15 protein-coding genes and 1 pseudogene are annotated in these 17,512 nt (G+C 55.1%); 9 read left to right on the top strand and 7 right to left on the bottom strand.

Going from position 1 to position 17,512, the window contains the following annotated elements; all coding sequences use genetic code 11:
* The first annotated feature begins 216 nt into the window (after positions 1-216).
* Entirely contained in the window at positions 217-1,593 is a 1,377-nt protein-coding gene (locus NJ69_RS19235) for an amino acid permease (RefSeq protein ID WP_039582363.1), read from the top strand.
* A gap of 39 nt (positions 1,594-1,632) precedes the next feature.
* Here NJ69_RS19235 and NJ69_RS19230 read toward each other — a convergent pair whose 3' ends face one another.
* The 3 genes from NJ69_RS19230 to NJ69_RS19220 form a co-directional block, all read right to left on the bottom strand.
* Positions 1,633-2,667 (bottom strand): methionine synthase, encoded by a 1,035-nt coding sequence (locus NJ69_RS19230; protein WP_039582361.1) that lies wholly within the window; start codon positions 2,665-2,667, stop codon positions 1,633-1,635.
* A 26-nt stretch (positions 2,668-2,693) separates the two neighbouring features.
* Complete coding sequence (locus tag NJ69_RS19225; protein ID WP_039582359.1) at positions 2,694-3,677, bottom strand: DUF1852 domain-containing protein; 984 nt, start codon at positions 3,675-3,677, stop codon at positions 2,694-2,696.
* 249 nt (positions 3,678-3,926) lie between these two features.
* Positions 3,927-4,817, bottom strand: coding sequence for an AraC family transcriptional regulator (locus NJ69_RS19220; protein WP_039582357.1), 891 nt, complete (start codon positions 4,815-4,817; stop codon positions 3,927-3,929).
* A 143-nt stretch (positions 4,818-4,960) separates the two neighbouring features.
* Between NJ69_RS19220 and NJ69_RS19215 the strand changes: the two genes are divergently transcribed.
* The 4 genes from NJ69_RS19215 to NJ69_RS19200 all read left to right on the top strand — a co-directional run bounded on the left by NJ69_RS19215 (position 4,961) and on the right by NJ69_RS19200 (position 10,071).
* Positions 4,961-6,061 carry an aldo/keto reductase gene (locus NJ69_RS19215; RefSeq protein WP_039582356.1) on the top strand — a complete coding sequence of 367 codons (1,101 nt, stop codon included), beginning with the start codon at positions 4,961-4,963 and terminating at the stop codon, positions 6,059-6,061.
* On the top strand, positions 6,058-6,582 hold the full coding sequence (locus NJ69_RS19210; RefSeq protein ID WP_245219482.1) for a nuclear transport factor 2 family protein: 525 nt from the start codon (positions 6,058-6,060) through the stop codon (positions 6,580-6,582). The genes NJ69_RS19215 and NJ69_RS19210 overlap by 4 nt, the downstream gene beginning before the upstream one ends.
* A gap of 612 nt (positions 6,583-7,194) precedes the next feature.
* Positions 7,195-9,534 (top strand): KAP family P-loop NTPase fold protein, encoded by a 2,340-nt coding sequence (locus NJ69_RS19205; RefSeq protein WP_209435518.1) that lies wholly within the window; start codon positions 7,195-7,197, stop codon positions 9,532-9,534.
* Positions 9,535-9,864: 330 nt separating this feature from the next.
* Positions 9,865-10,071 (top strand): hypothetical protein, encoded by a 207-nt coding sequence (locus NJ69_RS19200; RefSeq protein WP_039582353.1) that lies wholly within the window; start codon positions 9,865-9,867, stop codon positions 10,069-10,071.
* Positions 10,072-10,335: 264 nt separating this feature from the next.
* Here the strand turns inward: NJ69_RS19200 and NJ69_RS19195 are convergent, their stop codons facing one another.
* From NJ69_RS19195 to NJ69_RS22695, 3 genes are read right to left on the bottom strand one after another with little or no spacing between them, the layout of a single operon-like run.
* A complete protein-coding gene (locus NJ69_RS19195) occupies positions 10,336-10,932 on the bottom strand; it encodes a hypothetical protein (protein ID WP_039582351.1) in 597 nt (198 codons plus the stop codon).
* Complete coding sequence (locus tag NJ69_RS22700; RefSeq protein ID WP_155290553.1) at positions 10,889-11,680, bottom strand: hypothetical protein; 792 nt, start codon at positions 11,678-11,680, stop codon at positions 10,889-10,891. The genes NJ69_RS19195 and NJ69_RS22700 overlap by 44 nt, the downstream gene beginning before the upstream one ends.
* Positions 11,670-12,512: a hypothetical protein gene (locus NJ69_RS22695; protein ID WP_155290552.1), complete on the bottom strand. Its 843-nt coding sequence runs from the start codon at positions 12,510-12,512 to the stop codon at positions 11,670-11,672. The genes NJ69_RS22700 and NJ69_RS22695 overlap by 11 nt, the downstream gene beginning before the upstream one ends.
* A gap of 683 nt (positions 12,513-13,195) precedes the next feature.
* On the opposite strand from NJ69_RS22695, the gene NJ69_RS23075 reads away from it, so the two are divergent.
* Positions 13,196-13,474 carry a helix-turn-helix domain-containing protein gene (locus NJ69_RS23075; protein WP_348529583.1) on the top strand — a complete coding sequence of 93 codons (279 nt, stop codon included), beginning with the start codon at positions 13,196-13,198 and terminating at the stop codon, positions 13,472-13,474.
* Positions 13,475-13,498: 24 nt separating this feature from the next.
* Here NJ69_RS23075 and NJ69_RS19185 read toward each other — a convergent pair whose 3' ends face one another.
* Positions 13,499-14,266, bottom strand: a complete 768-nt coding sequence (locus NJ69_RS19185; protein WP_080754780.1) for a flavin reductase family protein — start codon at positions 14,264-14,266, stop codon at positions 13,499-13,501.
* 706 nt (positions 14,267-14,972) lie between these two features.
* Here NJ69_RS19185 and NJ69_RS19180 point away from each other — a divergent pair.
* The 3 genes and pseudogenes from NJ69_RS19180 to NJ69_RS19170 all read left to right on the top strand — a co-directional run bounded on the left by NJ69_RS19180 (position 14,973) and on the right by NJ69_RS19170 (position 17,492).
* Positions 14,973-15,894, top strand: a pseudogene (locus NJ69_RS19180) (di-heme oxidoredictase family protein).
* 279 nt (positions 15,895-16,173) lie between these two features.
* Positions 16,174-16,740, top strand: coding sequence for a fimbrial protein (locus tag NJ69_RS19175; RefSeq protein ID WP_039582347.1), 567 nt, complete (start codon positions 16,174-16,176; stop codon positions 16,738-16,740).
* Positions 16,741-16,793: 53 nt separating this feature from the next.
* Positions 16,794-17,492, top strand: a complete 699-nt coding sequence (locus NJ69_RS19170; RefSeq protein ID WP_039583318.1) for a fimbrial biogenesis chaperone — start codon at positions 16,794-16,796, stop codon at positions 17,490-17,492.
* Positions 17,493-17,512 lie beyond the last annotated feature (20 nt).

Raw genomic sequence — 17,512 nt, 5'->3', positions numbered from 1 at the left:
TCGCATCGGGCCTCAGGAAAAAACCGCAGGATGTTGTGCGCAGAATTCGTTTGAGCCCTGGCGTCGTTTTGCCCAAGGTTACAGATCGGGAAGTCCTTGGCAGGCGCAGCGCCAGACCCAGGCCCCGCTCGATGGCCCCGCCCTGTGCAGGCGGACCGCAGCGCCTTGCGCGCTGTACCAGTGCCCGTTCCTTCCAATAATAAGAGACACCTGGACATGCAAGACAGCGGATTGAAGCAAAGCCTCAAGCAGCGGCACATCACCATGATCGCGCTGGGCGGCGTCATCGGCGCGGGCCTGTTCGTCGGCTCTGGCAGCCTGATCGCCTTGGCAGGCCCGGCCGCGATCCTCTCCTACGTCATCGGTGGCCTCATCGTCACCCTGGTGATGTTCATGCTCGGCGAAATGGCCTCACGCAATCCCGATGCCGGCTCTTTCTCCACCTATGCCAATACCTACTTGGGCGACTGGGCAGGCTTCACGGTCGGCTGGCTGTACTGGCTCAAGTCGATGGTCACCATCACCTTGGAGGCGGTCCTGCTGGGCGCAATCCTCAACGACTTCATGCCCTGGCTGCCGATCTGGGTCGGTGCCTTCATCATGCTGGTGACACTCATCGCCAGCAACGCCTACTCGGTACGCTCATTCGCTGAAGTGGAGTACTGGCTGGCCGCGCTGAAGGTCATCACCATTCTCATTTTCATGCTGCTCGGCGCCTCGATTCTGCTGGGCTGGCAGGAAAACATCCCGGCTCCGGGCCTGGTCAATCTCACCGAGCACGGCGGCTTCATGCCCAATGGCCTGTCGCCGGTGATGGCCGGGGTGCTCGTGGCGATCTTTTCCTTGGGCGGCAGCGAAATCGCCGCCGTGGCCGCAGGCGAGTCGGAGAACCCTCGGCGTAACGTGATCCGTGCGATCAAGAGCGTGATCGTGCGGGTGATGCTGTTCTATGTCGGTTCGGTGTCGATTCTGGTGCTGTGCCTGCCCTGGGTCGACAAGGCCAACCTCGCCTCGCCCTACGTGGCCCTGTTCACCCTCGCCGGCTTCAAAGGCGCGGCGGTGGCGATGAAGCTGGTGCTGTTCGTCTCGTTCATGTCGGTGATGAACTCGTTCATGTTCTCCAACTCGCGCATGCTGTTCTCCCTCAGCCAGCGCGGCCACGCCCCGGCACTGTTCGCGCGGACCAACGCCAAGGGCGTGCCGATCAATGCCCTGGCACTGGCCTTCAGCGTGTGCGTGAGCATCCTGACGGTGCATTTCCTCAGCGGCGGCGACCTTTTCCTGACCCTGGCCAGGAGCACCGGCGCATTCATCATCTTCGTCTGGATCTTCATCATCTTCGCCCACTTGGCAATGCGCTGGCAGACCCGCCACGAGGTGGTGGATGCGTCGTACTTCAGGGCCTGGGGCTTTCCGGTGAGCAACGCCGTGGCCTTCCTGGCGCTGGTCGCGGTGCTGACGACCCAGGCACTGGAGCCGGCCACGCGCTTGCAGTCGTGGCTGGTGCTGGTCACCTTGGTGGTGATCGTGGCGGCGTACTTCCTGGTGCGCAGGCGGCGGGGCGAAGAGGTGCGCGGGATGGTCCGCGAATAACCGAGAAAGGGGCCGTGATGCGGCCCCTTCCAGGTGAGCTCAGCGCACGTTCATGAGCTCTTGGCGAACGATTTCAGCACCGGCCGTCAACGCCTGCAGCTTGCCGCTGGCCACGCGCCGTGGCAAAGGCGCCATGCCGCAGTTGGTGCACGGGTAGAGCTTGTCAGCATCCACGAACTGCAGTGCCTTGCGCAGGGTATCGGCCACCGCTTCGGGCGTTTCGATCGCATGATTGGCGACGTCGATGGCACCGACCATGACCTTCTTGCCACGGATGAGCTCGATCAGCTCCATCGGCACGTGTGAGTTGTGGCACTCCAGCGAGACGATATCGATGCTGGACTTCTGCAGCTTGGGGAAGGCCTCTTCATACTGCCGCCATTCCGAGCCCAGGGTCTTTTTCCAATCCGTGTTGGCCTTGATGCCGTAGCCATAGCAGATGTGCACGGCCGTTTCGCACTTGAGGCCTTCGATGGCACGTTCCAACGTGGCGACGCCCCATTCGTTCACCTCGTCGAAGAAGACATTGAAGGCGGGCTCGTCGAACTGAATGATATCCACACCGGCCGCTTCGAGTTCTCGGGCCTCCTCGTTGAGGATCTTGGCGAATTCCCAAGCCAGTTTTTCGCGGCTTTTGTAGTGCGCGTCGTAGAGCGTGTCGATCATCGTCATCGGACCCGGCAGCGCCCATTTGATCGGTTGCCGGGTTTGCTGACGCAAGAACTTGGCGTCTTCGACGAACACCGGCTTTTGCCGGGCCACGGCGCCCACCACGGTCGGCACGCTGGCGTCATAGCGATCGCGAATCCTCACCGTCTCACGCTTTTCGAAATCGACGCCACTGAGGTGCTCGATGAAGGTCGTGACGAAGTGCTGGCGCGTCTGCTCGCCGTCGCTGACGATGTCGATGCCGGCGCGTTGTTGCTCGTGCAATGCCACACGCAAGGCGTCCTGCTTGCCCTCGGTCAGCGCCTCGCCCTCCAGTTTCCAGGGCGACCACAGTGTCTCGGGTTGTGCGAGCCAAGACGGCTTGGGCAGACTGCCAGCAGTCGAAGTAGGCAACAGCTTGTTCATGGTAAAAACCTTGTCCTTGAGATTGATCAACGTGCGTAGCGAGCAGACCACCGCTCGAGCACGGCGCGGTAGGGCTTGATGAAGTGCTTTTCAACGAAATGCCCCTGCTCCACCGCCAAGCGGCTGCGCTCTTCTCGGTCGTAGACGATCCGCGTCAGTGAATAGTCCTGGTGCTGCAAACTCGGCTGATAGGCTTTTCCCGCCGCAGAGTTGGCGTTGTAGATTTCAGGCCGGTAGATCTTCTGGAACGTGTCCATGGTGCTGATGGTGCTGATCAATTCGAGTGCCGTGTAATCACCGAGCAGATCACCGGAAAAATAGAATGCCAACGGCGCGACACTATTGGGCGGCATGAAATAGCGAACCTTCAGGCCCATCTTGGCGAAATAGTCATCGGTCAGCGAGTACTCATCTTGAAGGTACTCGACACCCAGTACAGGATGATGATTTTCCGTGCGCTGGTACGTTCGGCTGCTGGACACACTCAGGCAGATGACGGGCGCCTTCTTGAAGTGCTCTTTATAAATAGGCGAACTGACGAAAGCTTTGAATAATTGTCCATGCAGCACGCCGAAATCTGCCGGAATAGTGAAGCGAGGCTGATTATTATTGTGTCCTGGCAATACGACGCTGAAGTCGTAGTCCCGGACATAGGACGAGAAATTGTTTCCGACCATGCCATCGTGGCGTTCGTTGGTTTTTCGATCCACCACGGTGGTCTTCAACAGCTCGATCAAAGGCAGTGCCGCCGCAGCCTGCGCGTCATCGACCGCCATTTCCACGGAAACGATCTCGAGCTCGACGGTGTAACGATCGCCTTTAGGGTTGTCCCAATGAGCCAGCGCATTGAAACGATTGTCGATCATCTTCAATGTATTACGCAGGTTTTCCTGGCGGCTCTCCCCCCTGGCCAAGTTGGCGAAGTTGGTGGTGATGCGGGTAGTCTGCGACGGTTGATAGTGTTCGTCGAAACGAAGCGTATTAATCGAAAATGCAAATTCGTTATTCATCTTGGCTCAACTCCCCAAGCGCTAATAGATCATCGTGCATCCAGCACTACTGGCCGATCAGCGATCAGCTTCGCACGGCCCTGAATTGATCAGCATATTAGAGGGGGTCTCAAGGTGGGGCCAATGAATTGAATTCAGAGGGGCTTTAGTTTCACTCATGTCCCGTTATACGTGCGCGGCGCAGCCTGAACGCTCGCGCTTTTAACTGAGGCGCCTGGTCACGAAACTCAGGTATGGCGTCTGGCTATGCTACAAAGACGCGCTGCGCAATCGCACAGCATCTCGGGCAGGCGGAAGGCCAAAGATGCGTGCGTAGTCACGGCTGAATTGAGACGGGCTCTCGTAGCCGACCCGGTAACCGGCACCTGCCGCGTCCAGCGCCTCGGCCACCATCAAGCGCCGGGCCTCCTGCAGCCTGAGCAGACAACGGAATTCCAGCGGACTCATTGACGTTACCGCCTTGAAGTGGACATGAAAGGTGGAGCGGCTCATGCCTGCGACGCCCGCCACATCATCGATGCGCACCGGCTCCTGATAGTGGGCACGAAGCCAGGTGATCGCTTTGGCGATCTGACGAAGACGACTGTCGGCCGTGGCCATCTGCAGCAGCATCTGATTGCCAGGTCGGGTGAGCAGGCGATAGAGCACTTCACGTATCACCAGCGGCGCCAGTTCTGCAGCGTCTTGAGGCGTGTCGAGCAAGCGAGCCAGCCTGCTGACGGCGTCCAAAAGCTCAGGGGTGCTGCCGTTGAGTTCGATACCACTTGGCGTCGAGGTCGATGATTCGTGGCGAGCGGCTGGATGGCGCAGGGCAAGCTCGCTGAGCACCGCCCTGTCCAAGTCAAGCACCAGGCACAGATAGGGTTCTGCCTCGCTCGCTTCGATAATCGAGCCCATCACCGGCATATCGACTGAGGCGACAAGGTAATTGGCCGCGTCGTACACGTAGGTCGTGGCGCCAATCGAGACCTTCTTACGTCCTTGAACGATGTAGCAGAGGGTTGGCTGATACACCACGGGCATGGGCACGGTGGGCGTATCTGAACGCACCAATGTCACGCCTGGTAGGGGCGTTGAGTGGAAACCATTGGAAGGTGCATGACGACGGATGATGTCGATCAGGGTGTGCCGCTGATTCATGGCGTGTCCCAAACGTTCTGGCGTGGAACTCCCAGTACCTCGGAGGATGATGCAAGAATGCAAGACGATCCCTTTACCCGCAAGCCGCCCTCTCGACGCACAGTCTCCCTACCGCCATCGACAGTGTTCGGTAAGGAGTTCCAATGTCTAATTCTGCAGCACTCGATCAGTACCGCCTGCTTGGCCGCTCCGGCATTCGCGTTTCCCCACTCGCCTTGGGGACGATGACCTTCGGCTCCGACTGGGGGTGGGGAACGGACGAAGCCGGAGCCCGGCAAATTTTCGACGCCTACGTCGCAGCGGGCGGCAACTTCATAGACACCGCGGTCAACTACACCAATGGCGCGTCCGAGCGCATGCTTGGCCAGTTGATGAAGGGTCGCCGCGAGCGCTTGGTTGTTTCAACCAAGTACACGATGGCCCGTGATCCCGGTGACCCCAACTCAGGCGGCAATCATCGCCTCAACATGATGCGTTCGGTCGAAACCAGCCTCCGACAACTGGACACCGACCGTATTGACCTGCTGTACCTGCACGCTTGGGACTTCACCACGAGCGCGGAAGAAGTCATGCGCGGCTTGGATGATCTGGTTCGCAGCGGCAAGGTGCTGTATCTGGGCATCTGCAACACGCCTGCATGGAAGGTCGTGCAGTTGCAAGCGCTCTCAGAGCTGCGCGGCTGGTCGCCCTTGGTCGCGCTACAAATCGAATACAGCCTGGTGGAGCGCACCGTGGAACATGAGTTACTGCCCATGGCGCGGGAAATGGGGCTCGGCGTGATGCCGTGGTCACCGCTGGGCGGCGGTATTCTGACCGGCAAGTATGGACGTGAAGACCTGAGCGATAACCAAGAGGCCGGCGTAGCGACAGACCGCAAGGGCGTGATCAGTGCCACGGGACACATGAACGAGCGCTCGCTGCTCATCGCCAGCGTGGTGGTCGATATCGCCCGGGAAATAGGCGCCACAGCCTCCCAGGTCGCGCTGGCGTGGACCTTGCGCAACCCGATGGTGGTGGCGCCCATCGTCGGGGCGCGAACATTGGCCCAAGCCGAAGACAACCTGAAAGCACTCAGTATCGAGTTGGATCAGTCGCATCTCGAACGCTTGGATCGAGCAAGCGCGCCTGAACCTGTCTTTCCGGGTCGGTTTGTCGCCAGACCGATGGTCCAGCAATTGATATTCGGCGGCGCCACGGTGCAGAAACGCGTGGGACAAGAAACGCCAAGGGAGAACATATCGTGACCAGCCTGCGTTCAACCCGTCACATTTTCAGCCTCGTTCTCTGCGCGTCGCTTGCCTGCTGTGCAACGTCTGCCTCGGCGATTGTCGAGCCAAGCCAGCCTGCAGTGGTCGCCGACAACAAAGCCGTTGTCGCTGCCGCATTCGATCGGTGGGCGGCGGGTGGCTCTGACTTCTTCAACGAGGTTGTGGCACCGAACGTCGTCTGGACCGTTGAAGGGTCAGGGCCCTACGCAGGTACTTATCACGGGCGCGATGATTTGATGGAGAGAGCGGTTCGCCCCCTCACCGTGCGGCTCAAAACGCCCATTCGGCCGGTGTCGAGGCACGTCTGGGCCGATGGCGGATACGTCATCGTCCAGTGGACAGGCGAGGCCGTCGCGGGCGACGGTAAGCCCTATATCAATCGCTATGCCTGGATATTACGGATGGATAACGCACGTGCGATCGAGGTAACGGCGTTCCTCGATCTGCGTGCCTATGAGGACGTGCTGCAGCGTGTTCCCCAACCAGAGAAGACATGACGGCGACCCCTTCAAGGCGCGATTGTCCATCAATGAAGGAGGCTTTGTGCCTCCTTCATCGCTGCGTGATTGATCAGTCGAATGCACACCCGTTGAGAACTGCTGCGCATCGCTTGGGAGCGAGGGTAATCATCACCCTGGGGGCTAACAATATAGTTTGACACAGAGCCCCTTGTAATTCGCGCCCGACAGCCCTGGGACCTATCGCCGTGGTCGAATCATAGTTTGACACAAGCAGATACCTCATCGAATAAAGCGCTCCGCTTTGCACAATATAGTTTGACACAGCGCTGACAAGCCCTCTCAAGCGGGCTCGTCAATCTCAAGGTCATCTGCTTCCAGTTGTTTAGGGCTGGTCAGCAGCTATCCGAACGCCAACAATGATGCCACCGAGTTTGTCGCCTAGAAGATTCGCGACAACCCTGGGTTTTATCCGAGCAAACATCGCAGGCGGTAGTATGCCTTGATCATTTTGCGGACTTCACGGTTGGAAGCTATGTGTCGAAGCCTTGAGGGAAGAGTACACACGGTTAGGCATAGTGGAGTATGTGTAAGGGCTGGCTGCGGCCCGAAGCCGAACCTTCACTACAAAGAGAAGCTCGACTTCCTGCAATGGAGAAGCAAATTATGAGTGGGTTTTGGAGCTTGGTGAAGCAGTGGCTACCAGGCCAGCAGGCGCAAACCAGGGATAAATTCCTCAATCATCAACCTATGGAGATCGGAACGGAGGCACCAATCCGGACGAAGGCTGAGGACCGGCTTCGAAGGGGGGGCTATGCAAACCGCATCGCCGGCGTGCTGTCCGAACTAAGTCTTCGTGAAGGCCGCGTGTTTGCTATCCGAGGAGGCTGGGGCTTCGGAAAGTCCTCACTCAAACACCTCGTTATCGAGCAACTGCAAGCCAGAAGCGACGGCGCAGATTGGCTTGATTTCAACCCTTGGCAATGGGGCGACGGCAACGCCATCACTCGGGCGCTATTTGGTCAGATAGCCGACCGATTGGGCGGCGATCATTCCCAAGAAGCAAAGGCTCGTGCAGAAGCGTTGAGGCGCTACGGTGCAATTTTATCTGGCTCCAGCGCCCCGCTCAAAAAGGCAGGTGGGGACAGCCAGAAAATCTCTTCAGTGCTGACAAACGCGTCGGTAATTTCTGTAGCCTCATCCATCGGCTTCAACCTTCCCGCCGCAGCCACGGTGGCTTATGTTCTAGCAGGGTTGTCGATCGCTACCTCGTTGCTGGGCCGTTTGTTGAAGCACCTTGGTCGCGACCGTAGCGGCGAACCGCTGGACAAAATCCGTAAAGCTCTCGAAGCGCGCCTGCGTGAATTGAAGCGCCCGCTCATTGTCTTCGTCGACGATATTGATCGACTCGAACCTGATCAGATACGGGTCCTGCTGCGCCAGGTCAAGGCTAATGCAAACTTGCCCAACATTGTCTTTGTGTTGCTCTTCCAGCCCAGCATCGTGGAACGAGCCCTTGACCCGGTCGCAGACAACAATGGGCGCGCTTTCCTCGAAAAAATTGTACAGGCCCATTTCGATCTCCCCGCTGTGCCAACGCAAATGGTGCATCAGATCTTTGCGGAGCAGCTAACGGAGTTGGCAATCCGATTCGCTACCGAGCAAAACGGCTTCGCCAAGGTCCGCTGGGGAAATGCCTTGCTAAGCTGCATCCAACCACACGTGCGGAACATGCGAGATGCTCATCGACTGCTGTCGTCCATCGCGGTGCATCTACCCTTGCATGCGTCAGATGATTTGCTCGAAGTGAATATTGTGGACTTCCTTGTGCTGGAAACGCTGCGTGTTTTCGAACCAGATCTACACGAAGCTCTGTTCCAAGAGAAATCAATGCTTCTACAAGAGCATCGCTACCGTGGGGATGGTCGCGATGCCATCGTGAAGGATGCCGTCCAAAAGCTTATTGAGATCGTCCCAGAAGATCGACGCAAACTGGCCCAAGACACCATTAAGCTGCTTTTCCCCACCATCCAATGGGCCATGGGCGGCACGCATTACAGCGATGGTTTTCGCCAGCAATGGTTGGATGGCAAACAGGTGTGCACCCCACGCTTTTTCCCCCGGTATTTCGAGCTTCAAACCGCGCTCGGTGAGATTTCGGAACGACGCTTCATTGAGTTTATTGATGCCACAGCGATGGAGGAAAACCTTGCCGCTTTGATCGCCGAGATAGAAGCAGAGAACCTGCTGCCTTCGCTCATTGCGAGGCTTGATGATTCGGTTGGCCTTCTGCCGACTGAAAACGCCGCAATACTGCTGCCGGGACTGTTCACCATCGCGCAGAAGCTCGTGCGCTTCGAAGGTGAGTCATTCAGCTCGCCTTGGGTAAGCGGATGGCATGCAGTATCTTGGTTCTTGAAGCGCCTTCCAGAGGACCAGCGAGGTGGTTTAGCTGTTGACGCCCTTCAGAAGACCGAAGCGCTTTCTGTAGCAGCAATGCTAATCCATCTCAGTGATCCAACCGACCACCAAGAAACAGCTGATTTTGATCCCACCCTGAGCCTAGCGACTGTCGAGGCGATGAAAGATATGTGGCTACAACTAATCAGAAGTCGCGCTGCGGGCAAAAGCGTTTTGCTCGCGGAGCCCGACCTCGAATCCCTGCTTTATCGGTGGAAAAATTATGCAGGGTCCGTCGAGGAACCTCGCACATGGTTGCTAGAGGCCATCAGCAGCGATGAAGGCTTTGCCAGTATGGCTAAAAGCATGATGAGCATTGGGCGCAGCCATACCGTAGGTGATCACGTGTCTCAGGTGCACAATATTTTCAGCAAGGACGTCTTCGAGATTTTTATCGGCCTGGATACGGCAAGGGATCGATGTGAGGCCATCAACCCAGCTGACTTCCCGAATGAAGCAGTAGCGCTCACCACTCTGCGCCAACACTTTGATGCTTGGGCTGAGAACAAGGGTAGTTTCATCTATCGTTAAGCTCTTCTCTGATGGGCAACCCCGGCGCACCAATGCACTTCACCTTTGAAGAGGGTGCGCCGAAGCGATGGTCCGATGTAGGAATAGCTCTCGGCGACGGGCTGGTGCACTAACAATCACCCGTCGAGCGATGCCAACAACTTAGTGCCCACTGGCCGCAAGCTGCTCGGCGATAGCCCGACCGATGCCTTTACGGGTTTCAACTGCTCCTGAGCATTGAAGATAAAGGATTGCGTACGCGAACCTGAGTATCCATCAGATGACTTTGGCCTCAAGTCTCTTCAGAGGGCTATAGTGATGAGACCGTTCACAATTGTGAGGATCATAGAGATGAGCGAGATCGATTCTGTGAAGATCCAGCAGCAGTTTCAGCTGTGGGAAACTGCCATCGCTGCCCAACGTAGGTATACCGAAGCTCAAGGCTGCGCTCCCGCAAAGGACTTAGAAAAACTGCGCCAGGAAGCCGAATTCCTCACAGCCGCTGCCAGCTCCTTCCATCTAGAGAGTATGGCAAGCAAAAAAACATCTCGCCACTGATTTAGAGATAATAAAGATTGACAAGACTTTATGGAGCCAAAGGCTCAATCGCATGGTGGGTAGTAAGCGATTTTTGGGCTTGGAATAAGACTATTTAAGTGAGTATCGGGTTATTTCACCTTGAGGCAGACACTTTCGGATCGAAGAGGTCGATCGCGACTTTGCTATCGACCATAAAACTGTGAATTCGGTGTGGAGGGGGGGGAGTTACTTGTACAAGATTAGAATCTAAATCACTGAACCAAGCAGAATGCTTACTTATATTCATGTCGGAAGCGGCTTCAGTTCCATCTTATCGATCAAAGCCATTTGAGCGGCCAATCGTACCGCCTGATCTTCAAGCGAAAGCTCTTCAGAATTCCCAAAGAAAGCTGTTGCAAAAATATCTGCATGGAAGCCCATGGTCGGGTTAGCGGTGTCGTAGACCTTGAACGCTTGACCCCCAGTATCGTAAAAGACCTCACGGGCATCGCCAGTACGGACAACCGCAATACCCACAGCTTTCTTCTTACCGCGTGCGCCCTTCCCTTGACCAGTGAACTGGGCAGCGCAGAAGTTCATGACATGCGCTTCCCCGGTTTCCACCTTACTCAACCTAGTGACAGACATACCTTGCGCGTAGGCGTGCGCAACAGTTTCGGGCGAGAGGCTGCCGTCCTCCAGAACGTGGTAAGGATGACACGCGCAAGATGCCACCATTTCATCATTGAGCACGATGCCCGGCGAGCATTCTGTCGTCGAGTGGGTCTCGGCATTGCAGTCTTCACACTCCAAAACCTTAGAAAGTTTTTGGGCTGCAGTTGGCTTTCCTAGCGAACTAGCGAAGACCTGTTGGCAATTTTGGCAAATGAGTTGTGACATCTTCCTTGAAGCTCTCAATCAGAAATTGTTCTAATTCTTGTGGTAACTGGCCTACCGCACAGTTCATGGTTAGAAACGGCTTTCGGTCAACTAACACAATGGCAGAGTATTGATCATGTCCTTTAAACTTCAAGTTAGCAAATCTGGTGTTATCTTTCCAAATCACTGAAACAGCACCATTATTGCTCAACGTCAAGCTGGGCCGTGAAATATGAAGCTCTCGAGCAAGGTTCAACAACTGCCTAACTGCTTGAGCGGTGTGACCATCAGCAGGCTGACCATTCATACCATCCCAGTCAGGTTCTTCACTCTCAAAATCGGTAAGGCGTGCGAATGCATTGCCATAGTCTGGAGCACCACTGGCTTCATAAAAATGAGCGCCAATGATCAAAGCCGACATTTTCGTACAATCGACCTGGTCGCTGAAGTGCGCAATTTTCAACATGAGTTGAACACTTAGCTCTTCGCCAGAATATGTCGGATAATCGCTCAGAAAACTACGTGCCTTGCTTACACAAGACGAATCTCTCCATCGGTCGGCGCCAAGGAAACCCATACCCTCTGGGTAGGGGAAAGACCGATGACTAGCGGGCGAGCGTGCATTTACGACCGTTACGCTAGGATAATCGCTGTTAATCGAAACTACCTCAGACTGGCGGTAAAAACAATCGCGGTCGGCATTGTCTTCTTTCGCCAGACGGACAAGTAGAGCCTGATTAACTACAAAATCCTGAGTATTAGGATGCATAATTGTCACCTTCTGGCCTTAAGCCAAAAAACTCTCCAGCATCTTCACTTAGGAGAGAGGCAACGATCGTTTGGTGTTTTTTGTACAAATTATCATACGCATTATGCAGCACATTTGGGGCAATGGGTGCAGGATCACCAAATATCAAACGATGCAGACAACTAATAACAAGTCTGTCCCTATCATGGGTTGATGGGGAATGCAGCAAGTGAAAAGTTGTCTTAATAGCTTTACCGTTAGCGAGAGGTTCGTAAAACGAGTGTTCAAACCGCCAGTATGAACCACCATTGAATGTAGATGCCGGAATAAAATCACTTTGAACATTCAAAATCTCATCAAAGCGAAGTTCGCGATCAAATTCGAAACTTGTAACGACCTTAAGCCCTATCGATTCTGGTAAAACCCTATTCAATAGTTCAGCAACTGCAGCTTCAGAGGTCTCTAACGCACGATTGCGGCTATTTTCCCAATCGGAGTGCGCTACACTATTAAGCAGGATCATAAATCCATTTTCGCGAACATTGAGCTCAATGGATTTTTCAGTATCAACCGAGTCGGAACCCTCTCCATCGTCGGCTATAATATGTGTCAAATTCGAAGAGTCATTGAATGCAGCGAAATCCGACTTTGGATCCGCAATCTCTTTTTCAGCGGACCTGATTTCGATGCAACGGGGAAGCACAGCGATATCGCGAACGATGGTCGACAAATTGACCATAGCGCTTTGATCCAGCTCTGAATGCCATTCAAAGCCGAGAAGCAAGCGATCGATAGCGTTTCTACCTCTGGAGAGGTGGATATGCTTGGCAAACCTCGATTCCAATTTAGACATTTAGCCTCTACGTACCTTCTTGTCCCGATTCCGTTCAACCGCGCATCTGTCGCGGTGGACCATGTGGGTGGCGCCTTCTCACCACCTGGCGATGATCGCCAAACCCTATGACGCTTCCGGTTGCCTGTTGGTTCGCCTGCGCAGGCTCATGCGAGCAGGTTAGGTCATGTTTGACGCAATGCAATCCAAGCCGTCACAACGTGATGATAACAGTTTAACCAAACGCATTTCTGGGCCTACTGATAGACGTATGAGGTGTGAACACAATCACAATGGTGCGTAAGCTATCGTTTTGATATCAAGGTGTAAATGCTGGGCCTGATGAAATTTTGTCACAAAAATGGCAAATCGCCATCACTGACTACCTAAGTGACCGAGAGCACACGGACCTGCAAGACTTCATCAGGATGAGACACGCCTACCTGTTTCGCTTCAACCAGCCCGCGCTGCTCATTCACGACGGCTACAATCAGCGTCCGAACGTACCCTGAAAGCCTACCCGCGCGGCGGCTATCTGCTCGACCCGTTCTACGTCGCCTGTACCAACAACCATCCCTCTGGCCTTTGGCGCATGAGCGAGTTGGCCCCAGACAGCTTCTTCGCCTCCGGATTTGCCATCTCTCATGACATCCACCCCTGCGTCTCGACGCATCACGGTAGCTTGATTGAGGAAATGGGCTTCATTGTCCCGATACGCCCAGGACTTGGCAGATCCGCAGGAATCGGACAGCCAGTTGGAGGACGCCTTTGTTGATATCCTCCAGGGCCAGTTGACCGAAACCCAGCGCCTCGTGGCCAAACTTATCCTGCAGGGCCACAGCAGCCAGTCAATCTCTCGCAAGCTTCGGATTTCAGAAGGCACAGTGAAAGTGCACCGGCATAATATCTGGCAGCGCTTGGGCATTGCGGGGAATGCGGAATTATTTCGTTTGTTTATCAATTATCTCATCAAAAACAGTTAACCTCGCTGGTGCTTAATCTATGATTCAGCAATCAACGGTGATATCAGTCCCCGGTACGGACGCGCACATGAGCGCACACCCGGATTTAGCGCTACCGGCATTAATCAGGGGAATAATTTTCCCGTCCAATACGGCGCACTCACAGGTTTGGCATATGCCAGCACGACAATGGGCAGGTAATACCAGCCCCTTGGCTTCTGCGAAGCTCAGGAGGGTTCCATCTGTGGGTTGCCATAATGCAGTGACACCTGATCTGCTGAAGGTGACCTGGAATGGCCCACATTCGGGGATTTTGCGCATTTCCACTGGACTGTCAGGGGGCGCGAAGCTGTCCATGTGCAGCCGATCCACAGCATCCGCTTGAACCACGCTGTTCTTTATCTGGCCCTGAAAGCCTTCAGGCCCGCAAACATGGATGGCAGCGCCACGCTCGGCAGCGTCGGCGATTAACGCGGATATATCCGGCCTGTAGTTGATCGCGCCTTCAATTTCACTGTTCCCCTCGGTCACATGCAGGGCGATAGCACCTTGGCTTAGCTGCCCTACCAGCTTAGTGACCTCATCCCACAGCGCTAAGTCGTCGCTGCATTTCACGGTGTGCACGACCCGTACAGGATGCGGGTAACGTGCTTGCACAAGTGCTGTGAGCTTGGTGATCGTCGGGGTTATGCCTATTCCTGCGGTAATGAAGAAATTGGCTGGAGCGTCCAGACCAAACGTAACTGGCCCTGAAGGACCAGTGAGATGTAGCCACTGCCCGCAGGGGTTTCTTCTTGGTTGGCATACATGCACCTCTTGCTCATGTTATGCCCGAACACAAAATTTCTGACATACCCCCTCTCGACGGGACATCCTGCACACGCAACCAAGGCATGTAACCGGCTCCGGCTCCGCCACCAAATCCATTGGCGATGTGCCGTTCTATGTCCTGCTTTGACGCAAACCGACGACCGCGCAACCTTACCTCCTCAGTCCACCTGGACCGCTTCACCTCACTCTCAAAAAAAGTAATAGGAAAATACGGCCCACTGCGAGGCCACTTTGAAGGGCTTCCTAGACTACTCCCGCTGAAAAGCGAAGCGGCGGATCCAGACCAACGGCTTGACCCAGAAACGTAAAACCCCCGTAGATACGGGGGTTTACGCGTTGTGTCAAACTTTAATAGCTTGTGTCAATCTTTATTGTTCAAAGCCACACCCTTGGATTTGGAGAATTAAAACTGTCGCGAGAGCCCCCCGGCTTCCGTGGCTTCCAGCACAGTTCCAAGAAAGCGCAAAACTGTCGCAACTGCCCAAAATTACGGTTCGCAGCAATGGCGTAGAGAATTAAAACTGTCGCAGCCAGAGCCTACGCGCCTTGGAGGCTCATCCACCGCCAGTACTGGTCAACCGCCGCGTTGTAGACCCTGCCCTACGCGCCGCAGAAATCGCTGTCGCTGGGCACCCCCTACGAGACCGGGCCTTGGCGCCTGTCGGCTGATGCGCAGTACCAGAAAGACATGTCGATCCCACAGAGCGCCGAGCAAGCCGCATTGATTGAGCGCCTTGGCGTTGTCCCCGAGCCCACCTACGGGGGGCAACTACAAGATGAAGCCATAGACGGACACGCGCCGGAAGGCCGAGTCCAATTGCACTACGAACCCTATGCCATCACGCTTGCCGACGGCCAAACGGTCACACTGCGCAAGCCTTCTTTCACCATCGTCCAACTGGGTTATGGGCCGATGCATCCTCAGACGCAAATGTCATTACGCGTAGCACCGCCAATGATCGGGCTTGGATTGCTGGAGGTTATTAGCGACAGCGACCTGGAGCAGAACGCTGCGCTTCAGGCTGACGCCGGCGGTCCGGTGCGTGGTCAATTCAACAAAGTCTGGGACGACTTACACCAGCAAACACGAACTGGTCGCTTTGGCTGGAAAGCCGGCCAGCCTACGTTGGACCAGCAAAATGCCCATGCCTTTGCGGGAGACATGGGTCTGACCAGCAGCCTGCTGCCCACCGACGACTGTACCGAGCGTCAATCCGCATGCCGCGAGGCGCCCCAAGGAGGATCCCCGGAAGTCAGTGACAAGATTCGCGACCAAGTGCTGTTCTACACCCGTACCCTGGGCGTACCTGCGCGCAGAGATGCCGAGTCACCCCAAGTGCTCAAGGGCAAGAGCGTGTTCCATACCGCCTGGTGCGCGGCCTGCCATCGTCCATCCTGGGGAACACGCGCTATCAGAGCTTTCCGGGCAACGGATCTTCCCCTATACCGACCTGTTGCTGCATGACATGGGTGTCCTTAGAGCAGATTGCCAAACGACTTCCGTAATTCATGATGGGATCGCTCGACCATATTCGACTCCATTAAATTCATTCAGCTGGTGCAAAGCACGCTGTACGAACTCCGCCCCGCAGCGCCAGCCGCGCCTCTAGAGGTCTGAGTGGATGCACTACAGTTCTTTGCCCGTGATGTTGAAAGACATCAAACTCTGGTTTTCTGCTTAGCACCTCCAATTACCTTATCTCAGCCTCAAATACTCTAAGACAAATCTCAATTTATAAGACATATTTTATTTAATAAAATTTTCTGCTTTTAATGCATGTAGACTAAGAATTAGGATCGGTCTCATGTCATATCATAATTGTGCACTGTATATTTGAGTGGCTTACTACTCGATAGTTAGTAAAGTTTAAAAGCCCGAGGAAATTATAATGCATAAATCGCTAAGCTTATTAACCCTTTCATTTGGCCTCTTGGCAAGCGCTGTGTCCTTCGCCGACAGTGGTCAAATCGTTTTCACTGGTTCGGTGACCGATAACGCATGCACCATCAATACCAACGACATGACTAAGTCGGTCACGCTTGATCCAGTACGTATTGCTGACTTCGCCAACCAGGTGGGCGCGAAAGCCAAACCCAAAACTTTTTCGCTGACCTTGGAAAACTGCTCTCTGGCTACGCGTAACAACGTCCAGATCAAATTTAGTGGGCAGCCTGATCAAGTAGATAACACCCTGCTCGGCCTAACAGGTGACAACCAGGTCAAAGGTATCGCGATTCAAATCGACGATGCGCGAACAGGTAACAAAGTTCCTCTGAACGTCGCAACCGAAGATTACGAAATGCGCCCTCAGTCCAACACTTTCGACTTTGTTGCTTCCTACGTTCGTACGACGCTGGATGTGACCACTGGTGACTCGCCTAACCAAGTTACGACATCGGGTATCGGTACCGGTAAGGTGAATGCACTGGCCACTTTCGACGTTACCTACCGCTAAACCCCACGAGGGCCATGCTTGTCATGGCCCTCGGTTCCCGAGGTACAAGCAAAATGCGCAAAACACTCCTTAGCGCGCTAGCGCTGTTATCACTGCTGTTCGCCAGCATCTCACAAGCAGCGGTCATGGTCGGGGCGACCCGATTGATCTACGACGGAAAGCAGAACGAAGCCAACCTTGCCGTCAGCAACCGTGAGGACGATTCGCCCTACTTGGTGCAGTCCTGGGTCAGCCAGTACGGTACGGGTAATGATGCCAGTCTCAACACGTTCATCGTCACGCCACCACTATTTCGGCTGGACGCCAACAAAGAGAACATTGTTCGGGTGATCTTTACCGGCGGTGGCGACGTGCCTCAAGATCAAGAAAGTATGTTCCTGATGAACGTCAAAGCGATCCCTGCGACGCGCGATGATCAGCGTGACGCAAACGTGCTACAGATTGCCCTGAAAACCACCATCAAGTTGTTTTACCGCCCTGCCGGGCTGAATGGCTCGCCCAAGGAGGCCGTGGCAGCGCTGGACTGGCAAGCGGCGGGCGGGACCCTTTCGGTCTACAACCCTTCGAAATTTCACGTTGTCGTCAGCGATCTAAAAGTCAACGGTACGGCGCTAACCGCACAAACCGACGTACTTAAGCCCGGTGAACATCGTGTATTACCGGTGAAGGGTAGCAGTGGCGATCAGATTTCGTTGAGCTATATCGATGACTATGGCACCAGCATCACAGCACCTGCCGTAACCCTGCGCTGACAGCACTACGCCCCACCAGG

It is taken from the genome of Pseudomonas parafulva, from assembly GCF_000800255.1.
Lineage (GTDB): Bacteria > Pseudomonadota > Gammaproteobacteria > Pseudomonadales > Pseudomonadaceae > Aquipseudomonas > Aquipseudomonas boreofloridensis.
Note: the sequence above shows the minus strand (reverse complement) of the source record. Positions and strands in the feature narration are given on the sequence as shown.